This window comes from Nocardiopsis salina YIM 90010 (assembly GCF_000341025.1).
Taxonomy (GTDB): domain Bacteria; phylum Actinomycetota; class Actinomycetes; order Streptosporangiales; family Streptosporangiaceae; genus Nocardiopsis; species Nocardiopsis salina.
Map to the genome: position 1 here is coordinate 39150 of NZ_ANBF01000049.1, position 25941 is coordinate 65090.

Here is a 25941-nt window from a genome sequence, read left to right on the forward strand (position 1 = left end):
CTGGTTCTCCCGTTGCCCTTGCGGCACAATGGGGCAAACGCATCAAGGCGGGTATGCAACCTTCTCGTGGTACGAGGGCGTCGGGGAAGCGCACTCGTTCGTATCAGGAGGTTCGGTGTCCGCACGTGGCGTCTTGTACGTCCACTCCGCGCCCGCGGCGCTGTGCCCACACGTCGAGTGGGCGGTCGCGGGTGTCGTCGGAGTGCCCGTCAAACTCGATTGGGTCGCCCAACCGGCGGCCCCAGGAAACCATCGGGCCGAGCTCAACTGGCAGGGAAAGCCCGGAACGGCCGGGGTGGTGGCCTCGGCCCTCAACGCGTGGCAGCGGCTGCGGTTCGAGGTGACCGAGGAGGGATCGCCCGGCTGCGACGGTGTCCGCTACAGCTACACGCCCTCCCTGGGCATGTTCACCTCCATCATGAGCGCCGCCGGCGAGGTCCTCGTACCCGAAGGGCGTCTGCGTGCGGCCGCCGAACAGGCCGCCGCCGGGGGGACCGAGCTCGCCACCCAACTGGACCTGCTCACCGGCAAGGCCTGGGACGAGGAGCTCGAACCGTTCCGTTACGCGGGTGACGGCGCGCCCGTGCGCTGGCTGCACGCCGTCGGCTGAGGCCGGGGCTCCGCGGACCACTGCTCCGGAGGCCCGCCACTGCGCCCTCCGGCCCCCACCCTCAGGTGCGCTGCCCCCTCGGCCCGGGATCCACCGCCGACACCAGCAGCAGTGTCGCCCAGATCGCGAGGGGTACCGCGGGCCAGAAGGGCAGCAGGCCCCCGCCCACCAGGCTGGTCACTGCCCACAGGCCCGTGAGCACCGCCGCGGCACCGCCCCACCAGCGCCACTCCTCCTTCCACTCGCGCGGCGGGATCATCCACGAACCGGCGTCGCCGCTGCGCCGCGTCTCGTTGAACCGGGGGCGCCGACCGGAGAAGGCGGGGCGCGGGAGGTCTGCGGTGAGGAGGTTGAGCTCGCCCAGGCGGACCGCACCCAACGCCACCCCGACACGGCGTTCGTACTCGTCGCGGTCGAGACGGCCCTCGACGAAAGCACGTGTGAGGCGTTCGACGGTGAGGTCACGTTCGCCGTCGGAGGCTCGGATCTGTTTCAGCGGCAGACGTTGGTCCTGCACTTCCCACCCCCACAGGTGCGAGCTGGTGCCCACACGATACGTGCCGCACCAGGGCGCGGAAAGACCTTGTGGGCGCCGCTTCCGGGCGGTCCGGCCAAGCTTCGGTGAAGCGTGTTCCAGTGTCCGGTCAGTTCGCCAACCAATGCGCCACCTGCCGCCCCGTGGAGGGGTCGGCGGCTGCCACGAGGCCGGTGTGCTCCCACGGTCCGCGGAACCCGAACCCACCCCCGTCCAGCCGGGTCACGTGCCCGCCGACCTCCGACAGCAGCAGGGCCGGAGCGGCCACGTCCCAGTCGCGAACGGGGACGTCCTTGACGAAAAGGTGGGCGGTGCCCTCGGCGATCCGGCACAGCTTCAGTGAGATGCTCCCGCTCTCCATGTACCGGCCGTAACCGAACCGTTCCTGCACCTGCAGCGCCACCCCGCGCGGTTGCGGGGTGTTGTCGGTGAGCACCCCGTCACCCGGAGGACAGGAGCCCAGCGGCGGCAGCGGAACCCCGTCGCGGAACGAACCCCGACCCCGTACCGCCGTGTAGAGGGTGTCGCTGTCGGGAGCGTGTACCGCAGCGACCTCAGGGCGTTCGCCGATGACGAGCGCGGCCTGGGTGACGTAACCGGTGAACCCGTGCGTGTAACTGGCGGTCCCGTCGATGGGGTCGATGAGCCAGTAACGCGAGGGCCGGTACCGGGGCAGGCCCGCCGGGTCCTCCTCGCTCAACACCGGGATGGTCGGGTCGATCGCCGCGAGCCGCTCGCTCAACGCCCGGTGCGCCATGGCGTCGGCACGGGCCTTGAACTGGCTGCCCTCCCAGACGCCGTCCAGGCTCGCCGGGTCCTCGCGCCAGGTACGCAGCAGGGTTCCGACCTCGGTGACGGCGGAGGCCAGGGAGTCCGACAGCGGGTGGGTCCTCGGGGCGCTCACCGTGCACGCACCGGGGCGCGGTGGTCGGCCGGGACACCGTCGCGCGCGGGTGGCGCCGCGGGCGGGGACGCCGGTGAGATCCCGTGCGAGGCGAACTGGGTCTCGCTCAGGAACTCGTCGGTCCAGCGCCGTACCATGGCCACGCCCTCCTGCCAGTCGTCGCGGATCCGGGGGCCGCCCGCCGTCGCCTGGCGCAGCAGCCCGGTGATCTCGTCGACCCCGGAAGCGACGGTCAGGGCCGCGGTCGAGGAGAAGCGCGGGTTGATCTCGAACACGCGCGGCCGACCCTCCGGGTCGAGGCAGAGCTGCACGTTGAAGGGCCCGTCGGCGCGCAGGGCCCGCTGCACCGCGCGGCAGGTCTCGATCACCGCCTGGTTCCGGCGGGTCACGGCGTACTTGGTGACACCCTGCTTGAGCACGACCTCCTTGGGCACGACCGCCTGCACCTCGCCGTCGCGCCAGACGACGACGGAGACGGTGTACTCCGGGCCAGTGATGCGCTCCTGCACGATGAGGTCGTCGGAGCCGTACCCGCCCTCGGCCACGACGCGGGCCAGATCGCGGGCGGAATCGACGAAGGCGACCCCGCGACTGCCGCGTCCGCTGCGTGGTTTGACGACCAGGCCCTCGGGGGCGCTGTCGGCGGTCTGCGCGGGCCACCGGGAAGCGGTCCAGGTGCGCGGGACACCGACACCGGCGGCCTCGAGCTCGCACATGAGCACGTACTTGTCCAGGCAGGTGCGGACGAACCCGGGGCGGGGCAGGAGAACACTCGTGGCGGGGCCGTCGAGCGTGCCCACCGCAAGGAGCTCCTCGTCGACGAGCGGGATCACCGCGACGGGCTCCTCCTCTGCGATCAACTGCCGCATCCGGGGCAGGAACGCCTCGCTGTCGCCGGGCGGGACCAGGCATCCGCGGTCGGCCAGGTACAGGCCCGGGGCGGTGGGATCGACGTCGGTGGCCACCACGCGGAACCCTCTGGAACGCAGGTGGAGGATGGTGCCCGGTGTGGACGCCGAGCCGGCGGTGGTCACCACGACGGTCGGTCGCGTGGTTGTCTGGTCTGGCACCGGTGCACCCCTCGAGGCGGTCTGGGAGACAGGGAGGCTGGTCAGACCACAGAGAGTAACGCCGAACAGCCGAACGGGTGGCGGAATGGCCGGTTCCGGTTGGGTGATTGTCGCAAGTGAACCTTTCGGGGGGCTCGCGCGTGTACCCAGAGCCCCCGGGAGGAAAGGCTGAGGGCGGGCGTGGCCGGGGAGACCACCGCCCGCCCTCTGGGGCCGGCGGACACCGCTACCCGTCGCCCGCCGCCAACCTCCGAACGACGCCTGACGGCGCAGTGGCCGGCCGGAGCGACGGAAGGCGTCCACCAACAGGGCCCGGTCCGTCCCGGTGTGGGGACGGCTGCGCCCGCTGCTGAGAGCGGACGCGGCTACTGCTCGTAGACCGGGGTGAGGATCGCCCGGGCCAGGGTGTGCGAGAACAGGTTGAAGCCGAGGAAGGCCGGGCTGGCCGATTCGTCGACCTCGAGGCGGGGCACGTCCACCGCGTGCACGACGAACATGTAGCGGTGCGGACCGTGCCCGGGAGGCGGGCCGGCGCCGATGTAGCGGCGGCTGCCCGCGTCGTTGCGCAGGGTCACCGCGCCCTCGGGCAGGCCCGAGCCGTCACCCGCGCCGGAGGCGAGCTCCGTGACGCCGGCGGGGATGTTGGCGACCGCCCAGTGCCAGAAACCGCTGGCGGTGGGGGCGTCCGGGTCGAAGCAGGTGACGGCGAAGCTCTGGGTGCCCTCCGGGAACCCGCTCCAGGACAGCTGCGGCGAGACGTCCTCGCCGCCGGCGCCCATGATCCCGCTGACCTGCGGCTTCGGCAGGGTCTGGCCCTCGGCCACGTCGGTGCTCGTGACCGTGAACGACGGGACCTCCGGCAGGAAGTCGTAGGGGGAGGGTGGCGTGGCCACTGGCTGGGCCTCCTTCGTTCGCTTCGGGTGTGCCTTCGGTTACGAAGATACGCCCCAGCGGCCCTTTCTTCACACGTGACGGGGGTGCGGGTCGGGCCATCGCGGTATGGAGCCCGATTTCGGGCGGGTACGCGTTGGGCGCGGCGGGGCCGTGCGCGCTTCGGGGGAAGGATCGGGAACACCGTGAGGGGTGTCAACAAACCGACCGGGCGGTATGCTCTCCGAGAGCACCCGACCCACAGGGAGACGCCATGACCACCCCCCGTTGGGGTATCACCGTCCCGCTCGAAGGATTGTCCCTCCTCGACCAGAAGGACCTCTTCCAGCGCATGCCCGATCTCGGCTACACCGACGTCTGGTCGGCCGAGGCCAACGGCAACGACGCCTTCACCCCGCTCGTCCTCGCGAGCCAGTGGGCCCCGCAGCTGCGGCTGGGCACCGCGATCGTGCCCGTGTACACCCGCGGCCCCGCGACCCTGGCCATGAGTGCCGCAAGCCTCGCCGCAGCCGCGCCCGGGCGGTTCGCTCTCGGGGTCGGCACGTCCTCCAACGTCATCGTGGAGCGGTGGAACTCGATCCCCTTCGAGGAACCGTTCAAACGCATGCGCGACACCGTGCGTTTCCTTCGCACCGCCCTGACCGGGGAGAAGGTCAAGGAGGACTACGACACGTTCTCGGTCAACGGCTTCAAGCTCGCCACACCGCCCGAGCAGAGTCCGCCGATCCTGGTCGCCGCGCTGCGCCAGGGCATGCTGCGCCTGGCCGGCCGTGAGGGCGACGGCGCCATCATCAACTGGCTCTCCGCCGAGGACGTGCGTACCGTCGCTCCGCACGTGCGCCAGTACGGGGACGACAAGGAGATCGTCGCGCGGATCTTCGTCGTGCCCGACACCGACGCCGAGACGGCGCGCAACATCGGGCGCTGGGCGATCTCGGCCTACCTCAACGTCCCGGTCTACCGGGCGTTCCACGAGTGGCTGGGGCGCGAGGAGCTCGGCCCCATGTGGAAGAAGTGGGAGGAGGGCGACCGCAAGGGTGCGCTCGCTGCGATCCCGGACTCCGTCGTCGACGACCTCGTCGTGCACGGGTCGGCGGAGCAGTGCCGAGAGCGGGTGCAGGCCTACGTCGAGAACGGGGTCACCACGCCCGTGATCGCTCCGATCACCCCGCCCGGGACCGACCCCGCCGCCGTCGTGCGCGCCCTCGCCCCCGCGTAGCTCACGCCGCCCCCGTTCCGGGACGCTTCGGGCGACCCGAGCGCTCGTCCGGCGCGGTGTGCCCCCTCGGGATGCCTGTGCGCCGAAGGGGCACGCACGAGTCCCCCATCGGGTGCACCAGGTCCGTGCGGTCGGCGGCGGAGCCGGACTGCTCCGCCGCCGACGGGTCATTCCTCCAGAGGGCCGAGCAGGCGCCGGGCCCGCAGGACGAGCTCCAGCTCGAACCGCTCGGCCGGATCGCGCAGGCGCTCGCCGAACAGCCCCTCCAGCTGCCGCATCCGGTACCGCACGGTCTGCGGATGGATGCTCAGGCGTTCGGCGGCCTCGTTCGCGTTGAGCCCGGACTCCAACCACGCCAGCAGGGTGTCGGCCATGCGCTCGCGCTGCTGGGCGCGCAGCGCCGAGAGCGGCGCGAGGCGGGCGCGTGCCATCGCCCCCACGAGCCCCGTGTCGCGCGAGAGCAGCAGTTCCGGGAGGTGGTCGTCCCAGCGCACCACGTCCCCGCAGGCCACGACCCCCGACCCCACCAGTTCTGCCAGGTCACGGGCGCGGACCAGGGACTCCGGTGCACGTCCCAGGGGAACGCTCGGCCCCAGTACGACCCCGAACCCGCGGAAGACCCGCTCCAGCGCCCGCGGTCGTCCCGGGCCCTCGGGATCGGGTACGAGTGCGCGGGGTTCGGCCCGGTCCAGGTCCACCAACACCTCGCCGGGGAGCAACGGCGCCGGCTCGACCTGCCCTTCCTGGTGCAGCAGTGCCACCGCCACCCGTTCGGGCACCCGCCACCGCGCGGCGCGGGCCAGGCCGCTGACCGCGCGGGCGTCGTACTCGTTCCCGGTCTCGCCCAGCAGGACCCGGGACAGGCGGGTCCGACGGCGGCGCAGGGCGTCCACCCCGGCCCCGCGCACCCGTGCGTGTCCCTGCGCGGCCGCGGTCGAGATCTCCTCCTGGAACGCGAAGATCGCTTCGCCGATGGGGCCCATGTACCGGTGTGTGCGCGGATCGGAGGCGGCCATGTGCCGCCAGGCGACGGCGGCGGTGGTGCGCATCGCCGTGTGCAGGCACTCCAGCGTGCGGCCGAAGCGGGCCTCGTGCTCGCCGTAGGCCCGGAACTGCGCCGCCAGGCTCTCGCCCCGGCCGTCGGCGCCGTCCGGGTGCTCCACCCGTTCCAGGAACGCCCCGAGTGCCGCGGACAGCAGCGCGTGGAGCTGGTCGGACTCCTCCGGCTCCAGAGGTGCGCCGTGTCCCTCCGCCCGGTGCCGGATGCCGTCGAGCGCCTCCTCGGCCATCGCGGGGACCAGGGTGCGCAGGGGGCCGCCCACCTCGGGAGGGATCTCCGAGAACGGGTCGGACCTCCGGTTCTCCCGTAGCGGACGGGTCATGTTCACCTCCGGCGCGGACGCGCGGCAGCGCCGCCCGTGGCACGCCCGCGCGTGCTCCTTCGCGCCAGAAAGTCTCGTGTTCTGCCCGACCACGACTGTGGGTGATGCGGGCCACAGTCCATCCCACCAGAGGTCGCCGGAGGGGACAACCCCGGCCCGGGTGGAACGGTGTCCGAAGGGGCTGGCGCACGCTCCTGTCTGCACAAGTAGTCACGAGTCGGGCGAATGCTGTAACAATGATGCGCAATTCACACGTCTTTCCCCCGCTCGACGAAAGGCACGACCCCCATGCGAGGCATCACCCCCGTGCGACGCACATTCGTGGCCGCCCCGGTAGCGCTCACTCTGATCCTGGCCGGGTGCGGAGGCGACGACGGGGCCGAGGCCGCCCCCGAACAGGACGACGGCACAGCCGCTGTCGAGCAGGTCGCCGAGGACTTCACCCAGGCCGTGCGCGACCGCGACGGTGAGGCCGGATGCGCCCTGCTCGACGAGCCCGCGCAGGACCTCGTCGCCCAGACGCAGGAGGCCGACGACTGCGGCGCCGCCTTCGCCGACTACGCCGATTCCCTGCCCGACGCCGACGGCATCGAGGCCGGCGAGGTCGAGATGGGTACCGACCTGGACGGCGGGACCGAGATCGCCACCGCCGACATCACCTTCCCCGGCGACGAGGAGGCCGGCGGCCTGGAGCTGCGCGAGGACGGCGAGGGCGCCTGGACCGCGACCCGCGTCCCCGGCACCACCCTCGGCGGCGCCTGAGCGTTCGCATGCGTGTCGGGCCGGCCCGCGCGTGTCGCGGGCCGGCACCCGGGAGGACCGCCGCGGAACAGGACCCGGCACGTCGAACCGGTCCGGCCCGACCGCCCTGGACGGGCAGCGGGGTCGGCACAGCGAATCCGGCCGGGGAACGGACCGGCCCGTGCGTTCAGGAGATGCTTCCGTCGGTGATCACGCCCGCCCCACGACCGGCGCCGACGGTGCGCGGCGGAACAGGAAGAGCCCGTACTGGGCCTCGGGGTCCAGCCACCGGGCCCGCAGCCCGAAACCGTGTGCGCCGACCTCGCGGGCCAGCTGTTCCTCGGTGAACTTCGCGGAGTAGCCGACGTTGACGGACCTGCCGCGCGCCAGGTGCAGCGTGAGGCCCAGACCCGGCACGGGCACGGTGCGGCCGGCCCGAGCGCGGAGATGCCCCTCCACGGTGGACGTGTCCTCGTTGTAGAAGGCCTCCGGAACGAAGTCGTCGAGCACGAAGCCGGCGCCGTAGCGGCTGTTGAGCCGGGTGAGGTAGTTGAGGCGGAAGTCTGCGAAGGCCGAGTGGCCCGGTGGATCGTTGTAGCAGGTCTCCAGGGTCTCGCGGTCCTTGTCCAGGTCGGCGGAGACCAGGAACCCTTCACCCGGGCGCAGGCAGTGCGCGATCCTGCTGAGCAGCCCCTCGCGTTCCTCGCGTGTGGCGTTCGCGAAGCTGCTTCCGAGGAAGGCCACCGCGAGAGGCCCCCGGTGTGTGTACGCAGTCGCTCCAGCCCTGCTTCGTAGCTGCCCCACAGCCCGGCCACCTCCAGGCCGTCAAGCTCCGCGCACAACGCGGCGCCGCTGGAACGCAGCATGCTCCGGTCGACGTCGATCGGAAGGTACGTGGTCGCACGCAGGCGCAGACAACTCTCGAGGAGCAGCCTCGTCTTCTTGGCGCTCCCGCTGCCCAGCTCCGCGAGCTGCTCACAGGCGAGCAGTTCGGCGATCTCCTCGGAATGGCGCTCCAGCAGCCTCCGCTCCACGCGGGTCAGGTAGTACGTCGGCAGCTCGGTGATCTGTTCGAACAGTTCGGAACCGAGTTCGTCGTAACCGAGCCAGGGTCGCAACCAGGGCTGGGTCTGCTGCAGGCAGTCGCGAACGACAGCGCTGTCGCGCAGGGCGTCCTCCCTGTCGGCGAGCGGCAGGACGCGGGCCCGTGCAGCGGAGTCCGGTGCGTTCACGGAATCCTCACATCCCGGACCTCGCGGAAGCTCGACTCGCCGCGGCCCCAATGGTGCAGCATGTGCTCCTCCGTCCGGGCCCCGAGGAACGTACTGCCGCGGATCCCGAAGACGAGGTCGGAGGCCGAGTCGGGCTCTGCCTCCAACAGAGGTGCGATCACCTCGCGCCGCACGAGCTGTTCGTGCACCGCGTCGGCCTCGACGTGCTCGGCGTAGAACCGGATGGCTGCCGGGCCGCAGCCCAGTCTCCGCATGGCCTTGACCAATCGGTCTGACCCCGGTGACGACGTGAGCTCGATGGTCGCGAACTGTCCGATCAGCGCCGCACGCGAGGCGCGGTGCAGCCCGCACCACGACATGAAGTTGACCTCGGCCAGCATCTCGGCAGGTGCGGAGTCGAGATAGGTGCCGTACGCCGGGGACAGGTCCAGTTCGAGCATCATGTCGGCGAACAACTTGGCGTGCGCACGCTCGGGATCTCCCGCACCGTACTCGTCGTGCTGAACCGTCACGAGGGCAGTTTTGGCGGACCCGTCCAGCCGCGGGATGACGAAGGACTGCGGGTCGGCCTCCTTCAGGTGGTACAGCGAGCGGTGAGCGACGTATTCGCGCAGTTGCCACAGTTCTCCGTGATGCCGCAGGTGGTGGGAGACGCCGTACGCATCGACGTGTTCGACGAGGAGGGCGTCGAGCTCGCCCCGGACGTCCGCGCCGGCGGGTACGTCGTTCCTGAGGGCGTCGACGAAGACCCTCTCCAAGTCGCCGCGGAGCGCGATCAGGGCCGGGTCCCACTCGCGGTCGGGGTCGACCTCCCGGAAACCGCGGTAGTGGAGTTCGTAGCAGCAGTAGAGCGCCAGTTGCAGGTCCTCGCCGTAGGGCGTCGACCCCTCCACGGCCGGCGGCACCGTCCGGTCCCCGCGGAGCGCGGACAGGACCGCCTCGGAGACCGGGCCGCGGGGCATCGGAAGCGCCGGTGCTTCCGGGGTGGTGGTCATGGATCGTTCTCCTTCCCCACGTCGTCGCGTACACGGCGGCGATGGCTGGTGTCGCAGAAGGGGCGGCGGCGACTGCGTCCACAGGCGCAGAGCGCGGTGACAGCCCTGTCGCTGTGCACGTGTGTTCCGTCGGGCATCTCCACGTCGACCGGGCCGTGGACGAGGATCGGTCCCTCGCCCGTGACGACGACCCGGCGCCGGTCCTCAGCCATGACGCGCCTCGATGACCACGAGGTCCTCCTCCAGCTGATCGGGGCCGAGCAGCCCCCTGGCGCGCAGGTCCGGGGCCCGCGCCCGCAGGACCGGACCGAACGGCACACGCGCACGTCGGACCACCTCGGGGACCAACCCGGCCTCCTCGAACCTCTCCAATGTGATCTGCTCGTCGGAGAGGCCGGAGTGCACGAGCAGGAGGGTGCCGTCCTCGTCGAGCACCGACGGAGCCCCCGCGCAGATGCGGTCGATCAGGACCCTCCCGTCCGGTCCCGCGTCCCAACATCTCGCCATCCTGTGGCGGGACGGCAACAGGCCGGCAGCGGGCATGTAGGGCGGGTTGGCGAGCACCAGATCGAAGCGTTGCCGACTCACGGGCGCGAACAGATCACCGCGCCGGACCATCGCCGGCACACCGTGCAACCGGCTGTTGAGCCAACTCGCCAGGACCGAGCGCAGCGACAGGTCGATCGCGGTGAGGCTGGAAGCGCCCGCACGGAACGCCTCGATGCCCAGCGCCCCGGTTCCTGAACCGACGTCGAGGACCGAACGGCCGGTGACCCGCCCCTGTTGGCCGCGTTCACGCAGGACGCTGCGGAGCAGGGAAGTGTCCTCCTGAGCCCGGTATACCCCCGGTGGCCTCACTAGCAGCATGGCCACCCCCTACCCGAGCTCCGAACCGACCAATCCGGAACTGCGATGCGCCCCGAACATGCTCTTCGGGGTGTGTTCGTGAGCTCCCAGTAAGACACGGGAACGCGCCAAGCACGGCGATGTCGACGCCATCGCGGCCTGTCTGCCGGGGCGCGACTCCGGTCACGCCTCGGGGACGGACACTCTCGTCGACGGCGGGGCGGTCGCTCCGAGCGGGGTCGGGTCGGCCGGCTGCCCGTAGGAGGACGCGAGTGCACGCAGCACCTCCGAGCACCCCGCGTCGACGGTGAGCGCGGCCAGCTCGTCGCATCTGGTCTCTCCCCGGTTCAGGATCACCACGGGCTTGCCCTGCTGGGCGGCGCGCTTGACGAAACGGCGACCGGAGAAGACCGTCAACGACGACCCCGCCACCAGCAGGCCCCGCGCCTGCTCGACCAGGTCGTAGACCTCCTCGACCCGCGGTTTGGGCACGTTCTCCCCGAAGTAGACGATGTCGGGCTTCAACATGCCCCCGCACGCGGCGCAGTCGGCGACCCGGAAACCCTCGGTGGAGGCGAGCACAGCGTCGGCGTCCGGCGCGAGCTCGATGTCCTCGACCGTCACGGAGAAGTGCGGGTTCAGCTCCGCGAGGCGTCGGTCCAGACTGCTACGCGAGGTGACCTGGCGGCATTCGAGGCAGATGACCCGGTCGTAGCGCCCGTGCAGGTCGACGACGCAGCGGCTGCCCGCGAGCTCGTGCAGGGTGTCGACGTTCTGGGTCACGACGGCCGAGACGGCCCCGGCCGACTCGAGGTCGGCCAGAGCGCGGTGCCCGTCGTTGCACTCGGTGCGTTCCATGTACCGCCAGCCCACATGGTTGCGCGCCCAGTAGTGGCGGCGGAAGGCGTGGTCGCCCACGAACTGCTGGTAGGTCATCGGGTTGCGCGGCGGGGAGTCGGGGCCGCGGTAGTCCGGGATGCCGGAGTCGGTGGAGATCCCCGCGCCGGTCAGCGCGAGCACCGGACCCTCGCCGAGGGTCGCGCGCACGCGTTCTGCGATGGCGGTCGGTTCGCCGGCGTCGAGCTTTTCGGTCACGCCCCGAGGGTACGTGCCCGCGCCGACCCGCCACGGATGGCCGTCCCCGAGGAGCACGTGACACGTGCCGGGTACGGGGGTGCGGGGAACGCACGCGGCCTGTGCGGGTGGGTACGCCTTGAGGCCGGCGTTGCCGGTCGGGGGAGTGCGCAGGGCCGGTGGTTCCGATGGCGCCGTGTGTGGTCGGTCAGTTGAGCAGTTCCTGCCAGTTCTGCGGGACCTTGCCCTCGGGCCCCGGAACCGGCTGGTCCTCCGGCCGGTTCGCGGGAGGCGCCAGGTCGGGCCCGAGCCCGAACCCGTCCGATCGGAAGTCGTAGAACCAGTCCTCGTCCGGCTCGAAGCTCTGCACGAGCGGGTGCGAGGTCTGTTCGAAGTGGCGGCGCCCGTGCTGCCCCGGGGAGGTGTCGCAGCACCCCACGTGGCCGCAGGAGGCGCAACGGCGCAGATGGACCCACCAGCCGTCCTGCGCGAGGCATTCCTGGCATCCGGTCCCGCTGGGATGTGCCGCCGGATCGATGGGCGGGGTCCGGTCTCCGGGGTCGCTCATGGCCTCACGCTAACCTCGTCCCGGTCCGCGCTCCGGGTGGAACACGCTCGGCCTTTCCAGGGGTCCGCGGCGGGCCCCGAGGGGATCCCGCGCCGCACATACGACACCGGCCGTGCGGGGCTCTGCTCCGTGTCGCGGTCCACGGACCGGGGGCTATCAGCATGACCCCCGGTCGTGTCCGGTCCCGGACCCCAGGGGTCTCCCCGTGTTCCCGGAGGTCACACCCCTCCCGGGGATGAAGACGGTGACTGCCCCGGCCGTGGTCGGGGCCAGGCCACCCGGGCGGCCGTACGGGCGCTGCCGAGGGTGGTCTCGCACACCTCACGCATGACCGGCCGCTGTGCGGGGAGGGCGGGGGTGGACGCCACGAACGTAAGGAGGTCCGACGTGGACATCACCGGAATCATCAGTGCACTCGTCGTGGGTCTGATCATCGGCGCCCTGGGCCGGCTGGCGGTCCCGGGCAAGCAGCACCTGCCGATCTGGCTGACGATCGTCATCGGCATCGTGGCCGCCTTCGTCGGCAGCGCGATCGCGAGCCTGTTCACCTCGATGTGGATCTTCGTCTTCGCGGTGCAGATCCTGGTCGCGGCGGCCGGTGTGCTGGTCATCGACGGCGCCTACTCCCGGCGCTGACCCGGTTCCGAACCGGAGCGGATCCGGAGCTGGTCCGGTCCCCGGTACTGACCGGAAACGGCTCGAGGGCCCCTGGACAAACCCTCGAGGTTCCCCCGAGGCCCCGGTACCGACGAGACGAGAGGCGCCGCCCGTGGGCACGATCACGGGCGGCGCCTCATTCATGTGGCCGAACGTCCGAGGCCGGACGGAGCCACCGGTCAGACGAAGACGGCGATGCCGGTGTTGAGAACCGCGAGCGCACCGGCGACGGCGGCCGGGCGCGGGCCGGGGTTGCGGGTGTTCACGATCGCGGCGACGAGGACCCCGACCATCACCACGGTCTTGGCGGTGATCTTCATGTGGTCGACCTCGACGCCGCCGTCCATCTCGAGGATCGCGACCAGGCCGAGGCCGGAGACGAGCTGCAGCAGGGAGCTGTGCAGGATCACCTTCGGGGCCTTGGGAGCGGAGGACCCCAGGGCCTGGGTCAGGAACCCTCCGATGATCCCGGCCAGGCCTATGAAGTGCAGGAACAGCAGGAACGAGAAGAGAATGTCCATACACCTCGTTCTAAGGGACGCAGCTCGCGGGCGGGGGCGGTCCCGGGCGGAAACAGTCCGACGAAGGTCCTGTTCCTCCACCTCTTGATGGATTGACACGGGTGAGGACCGCGGCGGGCCCGGCCCGCCGGTCCGTTGTCCGGTGCGTTCCCGCGCCCCGGGTCCGGTCAGGCGGTCTGCGCGGAACGCACCGCCGTCAGGGTCTCCGGGGTGACCGGGGCCGCCACGTCGTCGAACTCGTGGTGGGTGCGCAGGAACTTGGCCACGTACGGGCACACGGGAACGATGCGCATCCCGGTCGCGCGTGTGTCGGTCAGGGCTTGGGACACCAGGATCCCGGCGAGTCCGCGCCCGCCGAAACGCTCGTCGATCTCGGTGTGGAAGAAGATGCGCTGCTCGTCCTCGGTGTCCACGTACTGTGCGAACCCGGCCGTCTCCCCGTCGACGAGGATCTCGTAACGGTCGCGCCGGTCGACCCTGGTGACCGTCGGATGTGTGTCGCTCATGGGGCCACTGTGCCCGGTGCGGCGCGGCTTTTCACGCCCGGCGCGACCCCGGGCGTGGCCCGCGGCCCGGCCACGCCCGCCGGCCGTCGGCTCACACGTGCACGAAACCCGGGTACCCCTTCGCGGCGACGTCGTCGCACTGCTGCCGGTACAGGTGCATCCCCCCGGCGTAGGGCATGAAAGCGCGGGGCTTCCCGGGGAGGTTGGCGCCCATGTACCAGGAACCGCCCTCCGGGTAGACGGTGTAGGAGGCGACCTCGGCCACGTGCGCGGTCCACTCCCGTTCCGCGGCCTCCGCGGGCTCGGTGGTGCACACACTCTCCGCCTCGAGGTGGGCGATGTAGTCCGAGACCCACTCCACGTGCTGTTCGATCGACAGCAGCACGTTGCCCAGGACCGACGGGCTCCCGGGGCCGGTGAGCATGAACAGGTTGGGGAACCCGGACGTGGCCACCCCGAGGTAGGTCAGCGGACCCTCCTCCCAGCGGTCGGCCAGCCGCACGCCGTCGCGCCCCCGCAGGTCCATGCACAGGTACGGGCCGGTGATCGCGTCGAACCCGGTGGCCATCACGACCACGTCCGCCGCGTGCTCGGCACCGCCCGCCACGATCCCCGTGCGGGTGAATCCCTCGACGGGCCGCTCGCGCACCGACACCAGGCTCACGTCGTCGCGGTTGAAGGCGGCGTGGTATCCGGACTCCACACAGATGCGCTTGCTGCCGAGGGGATGGTCGTCCGGGCAGAGCAGATCGGCGGTCTCCGGGTCCTCGACGGTCTCCCGGACGCGATCGCGCACGTAGTCGGCCATGACGTCGTTGGTGGTGCGGTTGACGAGCGCGTCGCCGAAGGAGGCCAGGAACGCCAGACCGCCCATCTGCCAGCGTTCGTCCAGTTCGGCGCGGCGCTGCTGTTCGTCCAGCCCCTCGGCGGTCTCCGGTGCGGGAGGGTAGGGAAGGCCGCCTGCGTTCTCTCGGGCGGCCTGGCGCACTCGCGGGTAGTCGGCGCGCAGCTCGTCGAACTCGCCCTCGGCGTAGCGGCGGTTGCGGGACGGCACCGCGTAGTTGGCGGTGCGCTGCAGCACGGTCGTATGAGCGGCCCGGCGCGCCACCTCGGGCACGAGCTGGATGCCCGTGGAACCGGTGCCCACGACCACCACGCGCTTGCCCTCCAGGTCCACGCCGTCCTCGGGCTAGCGGGAGGTGTGCAGCACGGTTCCCTCGAACTCCTCGGAACCGGGGAGGTCGGGGGTCTGCGGCGCGGACAGGCAACCCACGGCCGTGACCAGGTACCGCGCCTCGTACCGGTCGCCGCCGTCGGTGGTCACGCTCCACACCTGCGCGGCGTCGTCGAAGTGGGCGGACTCCACCCGGGTTCCGAAGGTGATGTCGCGGTACAGGTCGAAGCGTTCGGCGACGTGTTCGGCGTAGGCCAGGATCTCCGGCTGGGAGGCGTAGCGTTCGCTCCACGTCCACTCCGCCTGGAGGTCCTCGTCGAAGGAGTAGGAGTAGAAGAGGGACTCCGCGTCGCAGCGTGCACCCGGGTAGCGGTTCCAGTACCAGGTGCCGCCGACGCCGTGGCCGGCCTCGAGGACGCGGACGCTGAGTCCGACACGGTCGCGGAGGCGGTGGAGGGCGTACAGTCCGGCGAAACCGGCGCCGACGACGACGGCGTCGAGACGGGGAACGTGCGGCACGGGGGAGATCCTTCCAAACCCTGGGGGCGGTGCTGGGGGCGGGGCGGCAGTCACGGTACCGGTCCGTGCCGGACTGGGCCCGGGTGCCCCCGGGGATCCGCGCCGGAAGGGGGTTTCCGGGGGCGGGTGTCGGTCCGGGCGTCCGGTGCCGGCCCCCGGACATGGCCCGCATCGACCACTGCTTCCGGCACATGCGGTCAACGGACGGGGAAGGGGACGGCGTTTCGGAGCTGCCTTAGCCTGGAGCCGTGTCACGACCCAGCCCTCAGCGCCCCGAGCGCTCTCGGCGCCATGAGCCCGACCCGCGCAAACGACGTTCCCGCCGTGCCATGGAGGGCGCCCTCCTCGAACTCGTGGCCGAGCGCGACCTGTCCCGGCTCTCGGTCTCCGACGTGACCCGCCGGGCCCGTGTGCACCGTACGACGTTCTACGAGCACTACACGGACGTGCACGACGTGGCGGCCTCGGCGTGCACGCAGATGTTCGACGAGCTGGTCGACGCCACCCCCGTGTTCCGGATCGGTCAGGGAAGCGCCGGCGCGGACGAGGCCGGCGTGGGAGCCGCCGAACGCGGGCACGCGGAACTCACCGCGGTCTTCGAGCACATCGCCGGGCACGCCGAGCTGTACCGCGCGCTGCTGGGCCCCGAGGGCAGCGCCCGCGTCATCGATCACCTGCTGCGGCGCATCAACGTCGCCGTGCACGTCAACCGGGTCGGTACGGCCGCCACCACGCACGCGGACGACCCGGAGGAGACTCCGCCCGATCCTGCGGCGGCTCTGCTGTCCGGCGCGCTCATGGGAGTGATCACGGACTGGCTGCGGCGCGGGTGCGAGGGCACGCCGGAGGAGCTGAGCGCCGCGGTGGCCGAACACTTCGAAGGGGCCGTCGCCCGCCCCGCCTGAGCCGATCGGGCCGGAACGGGCCGGGTCAGGGGGTGTGGTCGACGGCCCAGGAGCCGAGCAGCTCCACCATCCGGTCGCCGCCCGCGTCGTGCAGCAGCTCGTGCCGGCCGCCCTCGACCAGGTTCATCGTCTTGTCCTCGGCGGGGATCCGCTCCACCAGGCGCACGCTCATCCGCGGGTCCGTCGAGGTGTCCCGCGTCCCGTGCACCACCAGGGACGGTGTGTGCCACCGGTCCACCCGGCGCCACAGCCGCGAGGCGGTCTCCAACGTCGTCACACCCGTGCGCATCGGCACCTTGCCCACGTACAGCAGGGGCTCGCGTTCGGCCGCGCGCAGCGCCACCCGTTTACGGGCCGGGTCGGAGGCGGGCTCCCGGCGGACCGGGACGGGCACGTGCGGCACCACCCGCGAGACCAGGTCGGCGCTCACCCGCACCGCGCCGGGCGCGCGGGGCACGATCGCGGGGCCGGTCATCATGATCCCGTGCACGCCCTCGGGCGCACGCAGCATCGACCCGGCGCTCACGAGCCCGCCCAGCGAGTGCCCGAAAAGCAACACCGGCAGCCCGCGTGCCAACATCCTTGCGCGTACACTCCCGTGCTCGCGCACCGCCTCGCACACGTCCGTCACACCCCGCCGACCGGGGGAGCGCCCGTGTCCGCGCAGGTCCATCGCCCATACCTCGAAGCCCAGTCCCACCAGGTGCGGGATCAGGCCGTGGTACCGGTGCACGTACCGTTCGCCGTACTCCCCGAACCCGTGCTGGAACTGCACCAGCGCCCGCGGTTCCGACTGCGGTGACCACAGCTGGACCACGGACCCGCCGGGGGCCGTGGTCGTCGAGGTGGGCGCGAAGTCCTCGGGGGTTCCGGTCACCGCCGGGCCTCCCTTCCCGCGTGGTGCGGGCGGCCCGTGTGGGTCCTGGTGTCCAAGGCTGCTCCCGGGGGTCTTCAAAGGTCAGCGGATCGGTTCCAGCGGGTGGCTCGTCAGCGGCTCCAGCTGAGCCGCACCCCCAGAAGAGTAGAGCGTGACCCCCGCGTCGTCGGGCTCGGGGTGGGCGAGCGCGGTCCCGGTGAGGGAACCGCCGTCGACGAAGACCGCCAACGAAGGCTCCTCCACTTACTCGCTCACCCCTCCTCCGGTTCACTCACAGTCCCCGCTCCTCCGCGGCGAGCTCCCGGGCCGCCGCGTCCCGCGCCTCCTGCGGGGAGTCGGCCGCCAGCGCCGCCCGGGCGGCCCGCCCGAACGCCTCCCGCGTGTGCTCGGCCAGCACCGACCCCACCGGGGCCAGGGCCGCGGCCGACATCGACAGGCTGCTCACCCCGGCACCGGCCAGCACCCCGGCCAGGCGCGGGTCCGCGGCCGCCTCACCGCACACCCCCACCGGGACACCGTGCTCCTGCCCCGCCCGCGCCAGCTCGGCCACCAGCCGCAGCAGCGCCGGCTGCCACGGGTCGTTCAACTCGGCCAGGGCCCCGCTCAACCGGTCGGCGGCGAACGTGTACTGGGCCAGGTCGTTGGTGCCCACACTCACGAAGTCCACCGCCCGCACCAGCGCGGGCCCGGTCAGCGCCGCCGCGGGCGTCTCCACCATCACCCCGACCCGCTCCAGCCCGGCAGCGCGTGCCCGCTCGGCGAACCAGCGTGCCTCCGCGGCCGTGGCCACCATCGGCGCCATCACGCTCACTCGTGCCCCGGTGTCGGCGGCCGCACCGGCGATCGCCGACAGCTGGCGGTCCAACAGTCCGGGGCGGTCGAAGGCCACCCGCAGCCCGCGTACGCCCAGGGCCGGATTGGGTTCGTCGCCCATCGACAGGAACGGCAGGGGTTTGTCGGCGCCAGCGTCGAGCGTCCGCACGACCACGGGCAGCCCGGACAGCGGTTCCAGCACCGCGCGGTAGGCCTCGCGCTGGGCCGCCTCGGAGGGTTCGGTCCGCGCATCGAGAAAGCAGAACTCGGTCCGGAACAGCCCCACGCCCTCGGCACCGCCTTCCATCGCGGCCCGGGCGTCGGCCGGCGACCCCACGTTGGCCAGCACCGGAACCGGGTGCCCGTCGTGGGTGCGCCCTGTCCCGTCCCAGGCCACCTCTGCCACGGCGGCGGCCCGAGCGGGCACAGCCTCCGCGTGCAGCGTGACCTCCCCGGTCGTGCCGTCCACGTCCGCGCCCCCGGCCGGGTGCTCCAGCAGGCCGCGGGTCGCGACCACCGCGGGGATGCCCAGAGCCCGGGCGAGTACGGCGGTGTGCCCGGTCGGGCCGCCCCCCTCCGTGGCCAGCGCCAGTACGAGGGAGGGGTCCAGGTCGGCGGTGTCGGCCGGGGCCAGGTCGCGGGCCAGCAGCACACACGGCCCGTCCAGGTCGGGCACACCGGGTGGGACGGTGCCGCGCAGGCGGGCCACGATCCGGTCGCGCACATCGAGCACGTCGCGTGCCCGTTCGGCCATGAGCCCGCCTGCGGCGCCCAGCATCTCTGCGAACTCGCCCGCGGCCTCGTGCACGGCGCGCTCGGCGGGCAGGCGGCGTTCGGAGACCAGGGCCTCGGCGCGGGAGGTCAGCGACGGATCAGCGGCCATCTCGGCTGTGGCGGCCAGCACCGCGGCGGCCTCGTCGGTGGTCGCGGTGCGCTCGCGCAACGAGTCGGAGACCTCCTGTGCAGCCGGTGCGATGCGCGCCGCCTCGGCAGCGGGGTCGTCGGGGGGCGGTCCGACGGCCGGTTCGGGCGGGCGTTCGGTGACGCGGACCGTCGGTCCCGCCGCTGTTCCGGGGCTCACCCCGACCCCGCGCAGCAGTGGGGTCGGGTGGGGGAGCGAACCGGTCGCCATGGTGCCTCCGCGTTTTCCGGGCGTTCACAGACCCTTGACAATATGGCAACAGCGGGCAAAATCAGTCAATACCAAACCGGACAACGGAGGGAACCGGGCATGTACGGGGCCGAGCGCCGACAGCTGTTGGCGCAGAAGGCACGCCAGGACGGACGGGTCGACGTCTCGTCGGCCTCCGATGAACTGGCCGTGGCGCCGGAGACGATCCGGCGCGACCTCGGGGTGCTCGAACGCCAGGGTGTGGTGCGCCGGGTCTACGGAGGCGCGATCCCCGTCGAACGCCTGGACTTCGAACCCAGCGTCACCCTGCGCGACCGCACCAACGAGAACCAGAAGGAACGCATCGCTCGCACGGCCGCCCGGCATCTGCCCGAGCGTGGAACCGTGCTCCTCGACGGCGGTACGACCACCGCCCGGCTGGCCGCGCTGGTGCCCGAAGGGGCCGAACTCACCGTCGTCACCAACTCCCTGCCCGTCGCACAGCAGCTCGTCGGCCGCCGCGACTGCGAACTCCACATCCTCGGCGGACGGGTCCGTGGCACCACCCTGACCTCGGTCGGGTCCTGGCCCCAGGACGTCCTGGACGGCCTCACCGTCGACGTCGGGTTCTTCGGCACCAACGGGTTCTCCGCCGACCGCGGCTGCACCACCCCCGATCCCGCCGAGTCCGCCGTCAAGGCCGCCATGGTGCGCGCCTGCCGCCGCAGGGTCCTGCTCGCCGACCACACCAAGTACGGCGACGACCGCTTCAGCCGCTTCGCCCACCTGGACGAGATGGACGCGGTCGTCACCGACGAGGGACTGGACGAGCAGGCCCGCGAGGCCCTCGCCGGAACCGAGACGGACGTGGTGATCGCGTGATCGCCACCGTCACCCCCAACCCCAGCCTGGACCGCACGGTCGCGGTGCACACCCTGCACCGCGGAGAGGTCCACCGCGCTCGGGCCCGCCTCGACCCCGGAGGCAAGGGCGTCAACGTCGCCCGGGTCCTGGCAGCCGCCGGACACCCCACCACCGCCCTGCTGCCCAGTGGCGGTCCGGAGGGCGCACATCTGGGAGCCCTGCTGCGGCGGGAACAGGTACCGGTCGCAGAGGTTCCCGTACGCGGCGCCACCCGCAGCAACCTCACCGTGGTCGAGGCGGACGGCACCACCACCAAACTCAACGAACCCGGGGCCGCCCTCGACCCGGCGGAAGCCCGGGAACTGTCCGAACGCGCCGCGCGCCTGGCCGAGGGCGCCGACTGGCTCGCCACCTGCGGGAGCCTGCCCGCCGACGCGCCCGAAGGGCTGCACGCCGACCTGGTTGAGGCCGGACGCCGGGCGGGCGCCCGCACGGCCGTGGACACCTCAGGCCCTGCACTGGAACGTGCCGTCCAGGTCCGCCCCGACCTGGTCAAACCCAATCACGACGAACTCGCCGCGCTGGTCGGGCACCCGCTTCCCACGCTCGGTTCCGTGCTCGAGGTCGTGCACCGCCTGCGCGAGCGCGGCGTGGGGGCGGCGCTGGTCAGCCTCGGAGCCGACGGGGCCCTCCTGGTCGAGGAGGCCGGCGCCTGGCACGCCCACGGCCCCGCACCTGCGGTTCTGAGTACCGTGGGCGCCGGTGACGCCCTGCTCGCAGGGTTCCTCGGCGCCGGAGGCAGCGGCCCTCAGGCCCTGCGCTCGGCCGTGGCCCACGGCACCGCAGCTGTCGGCCTCCCGGGCAGCCGTATGCCCGCCCCCCACGACCTGCACCCCGAGACCGTGCACGTCACCACCGTCGACACCGCCCTCACCCTCACCGGAGCTGCACCATGACCGAACTCGTCACCACCGACCTGGTCGACCTCGACCTCGCCCCCACCGACCGGCGCGCCGTGGTGCGCTCCCTGAGCGAACGCCTGAACGCGGCCGGCCGGGTCACCGACCTCGAACAGTTCGTCGCCGACGTCGAGGCCCGCGAGGCCCAGATGGCCACCGGCCTGCCCGGCGGCATCGGCATCCCGCACTGCCGCTCGGAGGCCGTCACCGTCCCCACGGTCGCCGTCGGCCGCAGCGCCGGCGGTGTGGACTTCGGCGCCGACGACGGGCCTGCCCACCTGATCTTCCTCATCGCTGCGCCCGAGGGGGGCGACACCGACCACATGACCGTGCTGGCTTCCCTCGCACGCCTGCTCATGCGCGCGGAGTTCACCGAGACCCTCCACAACGCCACCGACCCGGCCGCCGTGGCCGAGTACGTGCGCACGGAGGTGACCCCGTGAAGATCGTCGCCGTCACCTCCTGCCCCACCGGGATCGCCCACACCTACATGGCCGCCGAGGCGCTCGAACAGGCCGGGCGCGCCGCCGGGCACGAGGTCTCCGTCGAGACCCAGGGGTCGGCCGGTACCTCGGCCCTGTCCGACGAGCGCATCGCCGAGGCCGACGCCGCAGTGTTCGCAGCGGACGTCGGTGTGCAGGGGCGCGAGCGCTTCGAGGGCAAGCCCTGCGTGGAGGCCACCGTCAAACAGGCCGTGAACGATGCCGCCGGGCTTCTGGAGCAGGCCGTCGCCGCCGCCGAACAGCAGGGGGCCGAGGACGGCGAGGCCGCGCCCACCGAGGGGCAGGCCGGTTCCGGGGCCGCCGCGGAGGAGCCCGTGGCCGAAGCCGCGGGTTCCGGCTCCGCGACCGCCGGAACCGCCCCCGCAGGGTCGGCCGCGCCGGGCGACGGTGCCCCCGCGCCCGAGACCAAGGTGACCGGTACCGGCGGGTTCGGCAGCAACCTCAAGCAGTGGCTCATGACCGGGGTCAGCTACGTGATCCCGTTCGTGGCCGCCGGCGGACTGCTCATGGCGCTCAGCTACGCGCTCGGCGGTTACGACATCACCGAGGCGCCGCCGGTCACCGAGCACTTCGACGTCCTCAGCCTCACCAGCTGGGCCGCCCTGGCCAACCAGATCGGAACCCTGGCGATGGACTTCCTCGTCCCGGTCCTGGCGGGCTTCATCGCCTTCGCCATGGCCGACCGGGCCGCCCTCGCCCCAGGGTTCGTCGGCGGGGCCGCTGCCGTGGCCGTGGAGGCCGGGTTCCTCGGCGGCCTGCTCGCGGGCCTGCTCGCCGGTGGCGTCGTGGCCGGGCTCCGCCGCGTCCCCGTGCCCCGTGCGGTGGCCGGGGTGATGCCGGTCCTGGTACTGCCCCTGATCGGATCCGCGGTGGTCGGGACCCTGGTCTTCGTGGTCGTGGGCGAACCCATCGCCGTGGCCATGCAGGCCATCACCGCCTGGCTCAACGGCCTGACCGGTACGAACGCGATCCTGCTCGGTGCGCTCATCGGCGCGATGATGGCCTTCGACATGGGCGGGCCCGTCAACAAGGTCGCCTACACGTTCGCGGTCGGCGGGCTCACCACCGGCAGCGAGACCGCATTCGCGATCATGGCCGCCGCGATGGCCGCGGGTATGACCCCGCCGATCGCGCTGGCGCTGGCCACCAAGATCAAGCGGAACCTGTTCAGCCCCGCCGAGCACGCCAGTGCACGGCCCGCCTGGCTGCTGGGGGCCTCCTTCATCACCGAGGGCGTGATCCCCTTCGCCGCTGTCGACCCGCTGCGCGTCATCCCCTCGATCGTCCTGGGCTCGGCCACCGCCGGCGCCCTGGCCATCGGTTTCGGCAGCACCCTCATGGCCCCGCATGGGGGCGTGTTCGTGCTGCCCCTGGTCGGCGGGCCGTTGCTGTACCTGGTCGCGGTCCTCATCGGGATCGCGGTCTCCACCGCCGCCGTGCTGCTGGCCAAGAGCATCGGCCGCGGCGAGCGCACTCCGGCCGAAGCGCCTGTCACGGCCGCTGCCTGACCCCGATCCCGGCCTTCTGGCCCTCCGATCCTCCAGAGACCGACTCACCGACGTCCCGATGTAAGGAACCACCGTGTACCGACGCGTCACCATCGCCTCCCCCGTGGGGCTGCACGCCCGTCCCGCCTCGCTGCTGGCCAAGGCCGCCGCGGACCACCAGGGCGCCGTCAAGCTGGCCAAGGTCGTCGACGGCGAGGCCGGGACCCCGGTCGACGCCGGCAGTGTCCTGGCCCTGATGTCGCTGGGAGCCGCCCACGGCGACGAGGTCGAACTGACGGCCGACGACGAACAGATCCTGAGCGAGCTCGCCGAACTCCTCGAGGACGAACACGAAGGCAGCCCGGCTCATTGACGGCTGCACGGGTGCGTCCCTCGGCAGGGCCTCGCCCTGTGGGAGCTCGGCATCGACGGAGATCCCGCCTGGCCGGGGGCCGGGCCTCTTCCCGGGGGCCTGGGCCGTGTTCGAGCCGCATCCCGGGTGGGCCGTGGCGTGCCCCGAGGGCTCGCGTCCGTGACCAGGGCGCGGGCAGGCATGGCCCTGGACGTCCACAGACATGCACCTGTGGTTGGGCCGTGTGCTCTTCCGCTCAGGGGCCGCTCGCGGCGCCCGTTCCCTGCACACCACCCCCGACACAACTGGATGAACGACCCCGAGAACTCGTGTACCTGACCCCCAGGAGGACACTGTGAACACCCCCGACCAGCCACACCGCATCGGACGGCGCCTCTTCATCGGAGGGACGGGCGCAGCGGTCGGCGCCGGACTGTTCGCCGCGGGCTTCGCACCCGCGGGCCGTCCGGCCGCTGCGGACCCGACGCCCCGCTGGCGCCCCCTGGTGCACTTCACCCCCGAACGCAACTGGATGAACGACCCCAACGGGCTCGTGCACCTCGACGGCGAGTTCCACCAGTTCTTCCAGTACAACCCGGGAGGCAAGGACCACGCCGACATGCACTGGGGCCACTCGGTCAGCACCGACCTCGTGCACTGGGAAGAGCGCCCGGTCGCCCTGGAACCCGACGAACTCGGCGAGGTCTACTCCGGCGGTGCCGTGGTCGACCACGACGACGACAGCGGGTTCTTCGACGGGGGACCCGGCCTGATCGCCTTCTACACCAGCGCCGGCGACGAGCAGGTCCAGAGCCTGGCCCACAGCGACGACAGCGGCCGCAGCTGGACCATGTACGAGGGCAACCCGGTCATCGGCAACCCCGGGATCGAGGACTTCCGTGACCCCAAGGTTGTGTGGCACGCAGATTCCGGCGCGTGGGTGCTCATGCTTGCCGCCGACGACCGGATCCTCTTCTACCGCTCCTCCGACCTGCGTGAATGGGAGGAGGTCAGTGGCTTCGGCCCGGGACACGGTGCGCACGGGGGTGTGTGGGAGTGCCCGGAACTGTTCGAGCTGCCGGTGGACGGCGACGACCGGAACACCCGCTGGGTCCTGGTCGTCAGCATCAACCCCGGCGGACCGGCCGGGGGATCGGCCGTCCAGTACTTCGTCGGCGACTTCGATGGATGGGGGTTCACCCCGCACGACCCTCCCGAGCAGACCCTGTGGGCCGACGGGGGATCCGACTTCTACGCCGTGCAGTCGTGGTCGGACGTGCCCGAGGAGGACGGGCGCCGCATGTGGACCGGGTGGATGAGCAACTGGGACTATGCGGAGGACGTGCCCACCGACCCCTGGCGCGGTGCCATGTCCCTGCCCCGCGAGGTCGGTCTCACCGAGACCGCGGACGGCATCCGCCTCACCCAGATGCCGGTCGCCGAGATCGAGGGCGCCCGCACCGGACACGAGCACTGGGAGGGCGAGCTCGTCGAGGACGGTGAGGGTCCGGCCTTCACCGGCACCAGCCTCGACGTGGAGCTGGAGGCCGACCCCGGTTCGGCGTCGGTCGTCGGGCTCGAGGTCCTGACCGGCCAGGACTGCCGCACGCTGGTCGGCGTGGACCTGGACGCCGGTGAGCTCTTCGTCGACCGCACCGAACACGGATCGGTCGAGGTCACCGAGGGGTTCCGGGCCCGTCACACCATGCGGCTGGAGGACGGCGACGGGCCGGTGCGCCTGCGGGTGGTGGTGGACCGTTCCACCGTGGAGGTCTTCGGCGGTCGTGGCCAGGCGGTCATCACCGACCTCGTGCTGCCGGACGCCGACGCCGACGCGCTGCGACCCTACGCCGAGGGCGGCACCGCGCACGTGACCTCGCTGGACGTACACGGACTGGGCTGAGCCCGCTCGCGTCCCGATCCGCGTGCGTGTGCTCCGCGCGCGCTTCCAGTCCGGGAACGAACGGTTCGGGGGTCGCTACTGCGTTCCCAGCGCGAGCTGGATCGGGTGTAGCGGCCCCGGACCGGATCCGGGCCCGACCCCCCGCGCGGCAGGCGATGGAGCTTCTTGCCAGTTGGGTCCACACATCGACCGAGGGAGCCACTTTCGACCGCCGGTTCGTCTGAGCGGGTTCCGGGCCCTGTGGGTGGGATCTGGGAGTCGGGGCTTGTGGTTGGGGTGGGTGGTGTTCGTCGTCGGGTCGAGCGTAGCCCGGCCGGGGCCTCCCGCAACCCGCGTCGGCGCCACCCCCTGTTCGTTGGTCTGGGTGGGGGTGTGTCGGAGTTCTGCGGGGTTGGGGCCGGCGCCTCGGGGTGTGCGGTCCGCCCCTTTCCCGGGCTGGACCGCTCTCGCCGACGAACACCCTCCGGCCCGCCCCGCAACCGAAAAGGTGTGGGGTCCAAAAGCAGACCCCCTGGGGTGGGCCCGTTGCGACCAACGCTTGCGGCGTGCGGGCGGCGGCTCGCTCCTGCGACGGCGAACTACTCGGCCCCGCGCGCTCCCGGCAGAGCATTGAGTGTCGGGGGCGCGTGGGTGTGTGGACGGCCTCCGGGCCCCGCTGCCGACCGGGGCCTGGCCGGCTCCTCCGACTGAGTCGGAGCCACACCTTGCCCCGGCCCGTCGGCC

29 protein-coding genes and 1 pseudogene are annotated in these 25941 nt (G+C 72.2%); 11 read left to right on the forward strand and 19 right to left on the reverse strand.

Features of this window, described 5'->3' with window-relative positions:
• Positions 1-115 precede the first annotated feature (115 nt).
• Entirely contained in the window at positions 116-610 is a 495-nt protein-coding gene (locus tag D474_RS0105420) for a DUF3145 domain-containing protein (RefSeq protein WP_017612578.1), read from the forward strand.
• A 61-nt stretch (positions 611-671) separates the two neighbouring features.
• Here the strand turns inward: D474_RS0105420 and D474_RS0105425 are convergent, their stop codons facing one another.
• The 4 genes from D474_RS0105425 to D474_RS0105440 all read right to left on the reverse strand — a co-directional run bounded on the left by D474_RS0105425 (position 672) and on the right by D474_RS0105440 (position 4012).
• On the reverse strand, positions 672-1127 hold the full coding sequence (locus D474_RS0105425) for a DUF1707 SHOCT-like domain-containing protein (protein ID WP_026118195.1): 456 nt from the start codon (positions 1125-1127) through the stop codon (positions 672-674).
• Positions 1128-1254: 127 nt separating this feature from the next.
• Complete coding sequence (locus D474_RS0105430; RefSeq protein ID WP_017612580.1) at positions 1255-2049, reverse strand: inositol monophosphatase family protein; 795 nt, start codon at positions 2047-2049, stop codon at positions 1255-1257.
• Positions 2046-3086, reverse strand: a complete 1041-nt coding sequence (locus tag D474_RS0105435; protein ID WP_017612581.1) for an ATP-grasp domain-containing protein — start codon at positions 3084-3086, stop codon at positions 2046-2048. Before D474_RS0105435 ends, D474_RS0105430 begins: the two co-directional genes overlap by 4 nt.
• Before the next feature lie 398 nt (positions 3087-3484).
• Entirely contained in the window at positions 3485-4012 is a 528-nt protein-coding gene (locus D474_RS0105440; RefSeq protein WP_017612582.1) for a YbhB/YbcL family Raf kinase inhibitor-like protein, read from the reverse strand.
• Between the two features lie 251 nt (positions 4013-4263).
• Between D474_RS0105440 and D474_RS0105445 the strand changes: the two genes are divergently transcribed.
• Entirely contained in the window at positions 4264-5229 is a 966-nt protein-coding gene (locus D474_RS0105445) for an LLM class F420-dependent oxidoreductase (RefSeq protein ID WP_017612583.1), read from the forward strand.
• A 167-nt stretch (positions 5230-5396) separates the two neighbouring features.
• Here D474_RS0105445 and D474_RS0105450 read toward each other — a convergent pair whose 3' ends face one another.
• Positions 5397-6611, reverse strand: coding sequence for a PucR family transcriptional regulator (locus tag D474_RS0105450; RefSeq protein WP_017612584.1), 1215 nt, complete (start codon positions 6609-6611; stop codon positions 5397-5399).
• 288 nt (positions 6612-6899) lie between these two features.
• Between D474_RS0105450 and D474_RS0105455 the strand changes: the two genes are divergently transcribed.
• Positions 6900-7373, forward strand: coding sequence for a hypothetical protein (locus D474_RS0105455; protein WP_017612585.1), 474 nt, complete (start codon positions 6900-6902; stop codon positions 7371-7373).
• 189 nt (positions 7374-7562) lie between these two features.
• Here D474_RS0105455 and D474_RS34205 read toward each other — a convergent pair whose 3' ends face one another.
• The 7 genes and pseudogenes from D474_RS34205 to D474_RS0105485 all read right to left on the reverse strand — a co-directional run bounded on the left by D474_RS34205 (position 7563) and on the right by D474_RS0105485 (position 12067).
• Entirely contained in the window at positions 7563-8096 is a 534-nt protein-coding gene (locus D474_RS34205) for an L-histidine N(alpha)-methyltransferase (RefSeq protein WP_017612586.1), read from the reverse strand.
• Positions 8097-8170: 74 nt separating this feature from the next.
• Positions 8171-8584 (reverse strand): annotated as a pseudogene (locus D474_RS34210) (L-histidine N(alpha)-methyltransferase); the annotation flags it as partial.
• Entirely contained in the window at positions 8581-9579 is a 999-nt protein-coding gene (locus tag D474_RS0105465; protein ID WP_017612587.1) for an iron-containing redox enzyme family protein, read from the reverse strand. The gene D474_RS0105465 and the pseudogene D474_RS34210, both read right to left, overlap by 4 nt.
• Positions 9576-9791, reverse strand: coding sequence for a CDGSH iron-sulfur domain-containing protein (locus tag D474_RS0105470; RefSeq protein ID WP_017612588.1), 216 nt, complete (start codon positions 9789-9791; stop codon positions 9576-9578). Before D474_RS0105470 ends, D474_RS0105465 begins: the two co-directional genes overlap by 4 nt.
• Positions 9784-10437, reverse strand: a complete 654-nt coding sequence (locus tag D474_RS0105475; protein ID WP_017612589.1) for a HemK2/MTQ2 family protein methyltransferase — start codon at positions 10435-10437, stop codon at positions 9784-9786. The genes D474_RS0105470 and D474_RS0105475 overlap by 8 nt, the downstream gene beginning before the upstream one ends.
• A gap of 171 nt (positions 10438-10608) precedes the next feature.
• A complete protein-coding gene (locus tag D474_RS0105480) occupies positions 10609-11520 on the reverse strand; it encodes an NAD-dependent protein deacetylase (RefSeq protein ID WP_017612590.1) in 912 nt (303 codons plus the stop codon).
• Between the two features lie 187 nt (positions 11521-11707).
• Complete coding sequence (locus D474_RS0105485) at positions 11708-12067, reverse strand: UBP-type zinc finger domain-containing protein (RefSeq protein ID WP_017612591.1); 360 nt, start codon at positions 12065-12067, stop codon at positions 11708-11710.
• Positions 12068-12454: 387 nt separating this feature from the next.
• Between D474_RS0105485 and D474_RS0105490 the strand changes: the two genes are divergently transcribed.
• The gene (locus D474_RS0105490; RefSeq protein WP_017612592.1) at positions 12455-12703 is read left to right on the forward strand and encodes a GlsB/YeaQ/YmgE family stress response membrane protein; all 249 of its coding nucleotides are present in this window, start codon (positions 12455-12457) and stop codon (positions 12701-12703) included.
• Between the two features lie 200 nt (positions 12704-12903).
• Here the strand turns inward: D474_RS0105490 and D474_RS0105495 are convergent, their stop codons facing one another.
• The 4 genes from D474_RS0105495 to D474_RS33825 all read right to left on the reverse strand — a co-directional run bounded on the left by D474_RS0105495 (position 12904) and on the right by D474_RS33825 (position 15444).
• Entirely contained in the window at positions 12904-13245 is a 342-nt protein-coding gene (locus D474_RS0105495) for a hypothetical protein (protein ID WP_017612593.1), read from the reverse strand.
• 167 nt (positions 13246-13412) lie between these two features.
• Entirely contained in the window at positions 13413-13751 is a 339-nt protein-coding gene (locus D474_RS0105500) for a GNAT family N-acetyltransferase (RefSeq protein WP_017612594.1), read from the reverse strand.
• A 91-nt stretch (positions 13752-13842) separates the two neighbouring features.
• The gene (locus D474_RS27760) at positions 13843-14928 is read right to left on the reverse strand and encodes a flavin-containing monooxygenase (protein ID WP_017612595.1); all 1086 of its coding nucleotides are present in this window, start codon (positions 14926-14928) and stop codon (positions 13843-13845) included.
• 12 nt (positions 14929-14940) lie between these two features.
• Entirely contained in the window at positions 14941-15444 is a 504-nt protein-coding gene (locus D474_RS33825; protein ID WP_017612596.1) for a flavin-containing monooxygenase, read from the reverse strand.
• Between the two features lie 248 nt (positions 15445-15692).
• On the opposite strand from D474_RS33825, the gene D474_RS0105510 reads away from it, so the two are divergent.
• On the forward strand, positions 15693-16349 hold the full coding sequence (locus D474_RS0105510) for a TetR/AcrR family transcriptional regulator (RefSeq protein ID WP_239647003.1): 657 nt from the start codon (positions 15693-15695) through the stop codon (positions 16347-16349).
• Between the two features lie 25 nt (positions 16350-16374).
• On the opposite strand, the gene D474_RS0105515 is transcribed toward D474_RS0105510, so the two are convergent.
• The 3 genes from D474_RS0105515 to D474_RS0105525 all read right to left on the reverse strand — a co-directional run bounded on the left by D474_RS0105515 (position 16375) and on the right by D474_RS0105525 (position 19171).
• Positions 16375-17226 carry an alpha/beta fold hydrolase gene (locus D474_RS0105515; protein WP_017612598.1) on the reverse strand — a complete coding sequence of 284 codons (852 nt, stop codon included), beginning with the start codon at positions 17224-17226 and terminating at the stop codon, positions 16375-16377.
• Between the two features lie 81 nt (positions 17227-17307).
• Positions 17308-17454 carry a hypothetical protein gene (locus tag D474_RS32170; protein WP_161628659.1) on the reverse strand — a complete coding sequence of 49 codons (147 nt, stop codon included), beginning with the start codon at positions 17452-17454 and terminating at the stop codon, positions 17308-17310.
• A 43-nt stretch (positions 17455-17497) separates the two neighbouring features.
• Positions 17498-19171, reverse strand: a complete 1674-nt coding sequence (locus D474_RS0105525; protein ID WP_017612600.1) for a phosphoenolpyruvate--protein phosphotransferase — start codon at positions 19169-19171, stop codon at positions 17498-17500.
• A 99-nt stretch (positions 19172-19270) separates the two neighbouring features.
• Between D474_RS0105525 and D474_RS0105530 the strand changes: the two genes are divergently transcribed.
• The 6 genes from D474_RS0105530 (at position 19271) to D474_RS0105555 (ending at position 25218) form a co-directional block, all read left to right on the forward strand.
• Positions 19271-20032: a DeoR/GlpR family DNA-binding transcription regulator gene (locus D474_RS0105530; RefSeq protein WP_017612601.1), complete on the forward strand. Its 762-nt coding sequence runs from the start codon at positions 19271-19273 to the stop codon at positions 20030-20032.
• Positions 20029-20970 (forward strand): 1-phosphofructokinase, encoded by a 942-nt coding sequence (pfkB, locus tag D474_RS0105535; protein WP_017612602.1) that lies wholly within the window; start codon positions 20029-20031, stop codon positions 20968-20970. Before D474_RS0105530 ends, pfkB begins: the two co-directional genes overlap by 4 nt.
• A complete protein-coding gene (locus tag D474_RS0105540) occupies positions 20967-21416 on the forward strand; it encodes a PTS sugar transporter subunit IIA (protein ID WP_017612603.1) in 450 nt (149 codons plus the stop codon). The genes pfkB and D474_RS0105540 overlap by 4 nt, the downstream gene beginning before the upstream one ends.
• The gene (locus D474_RS0105545; protein WP_017612604.1) at positions 21413-22984 is read left to right on the forward strand and encodes a PTS fructose transporter subunit IIC; all 1572 of its coding nucleotides are present in this window, start codon (positions 21413-21415) and stop codon (positions 22982-22984) included. Before D474_RS0105540 ends, D474_RS0105545 begins: the two co-directional genes overlap by 4 nt.
• Before the next feature lie 73 nt (positions 22985-23057).
• Positions 23058-23336: an HPr family phosphocarrier protein gene (locus D474_RS0105550; protein ID WP_017612605.1), complete on the forward strand. Its 279-nt coding sequence runs from the start codon at positions 23058-23060 to the stop codon at positions 23334-23336.
• Between the two features lie 334 nt (positions 23337-23670).
• Positions 23671-25218 (forward strand): glycoside hydrolase family 32 protein, encoded by a 1548-nt coding sequence (locus D474_RS0105555; protein WP_017612606.1) that lies wholly within the window; start codon positions 23671-23673, stop codon positions 25216-25218.
• Positions 25219-25941 lie beyond the last annotated feature (723 nt).

Bases quoted from the DNA above. Each gene is read 5' to 3' on its own strand.
- D474_RS0105445 (WP_017612583.1), top strand. From the start codon at position 4,264: ATGACCACCCCCCGTTGGGGTATCACCGTCCCGCTCGAAGGATTGTCC.
- D474_RS0105450 (WP_017612584.1), bottom strand. From the start codon at position 6,611: ATGACCCGTCCGCTACGGGAGAACCGGAGGTCCGACCCGTTCTCGGAG.
- D474_RS0105455 (WP_017612585.1), top strand. From the start codon at position 6,900: ATGCGAGGCATCACCCCCGTGCGACGCACATTCGTGGCCGCCCCGGTA.
- D474_RS0105465 (WP_017612587.1), bottom strand. From the start codon at position 9,579: ATGACCACCACCCCGGAAGCACCGGCGCTTCCGATGCCCCGCGGCCCG.
- D474_RS0105470 (WP_017612588.1), bottom strand. From the start codon at position 9,791: ATGGCTGAGGACCGGCGCCGGGTCGTCGTCACGGGCGAGGGACCGATC.
- D474_RS0105485 (WP_017612591.1), bottom strand. From the start codon at position 12,067: ATGAGCGACCCCGGAGACCGGACCCCGCCCATCGATCCGGCGGCACAT.
- D474_RS0105495 (WP_017612593.1), bottom strand. From the start codon at position 13,245: ATGGACATTCTCTTCTCGTTCCTGCTGTTCCTGCACTTCATAGGCCTG.
- D474_RS0105500 (WP_017612594.1), bottom strand. From the start codon at position 13,751: ATGAGCGACACACATCCGACGGTCACCAGGGTCGACCGGCGCGACCGT.
- D474_RS0105525 (WP_017612600.1), bottom strand. From the start codon at position 19,171: ATGGCGACCGGTTCGCTCCCCCACCCGACCCCACTGCTGCGCGGGGTC.
- D474_RS0105530 (WP_017612601.1), top strand. From the start codon at position 19,271: ATGTACGGGGCCGAGCGCCGACAGCTGTTGGCGCAGAAGGCACGCCAG.
- D474_RS0105540 (WP_017612603.1), top strand. From the start codon at position 20,967: ATGACCGAACTCGTCACCACCGACCTGGTCGACCTCGACCTCGCCCCC.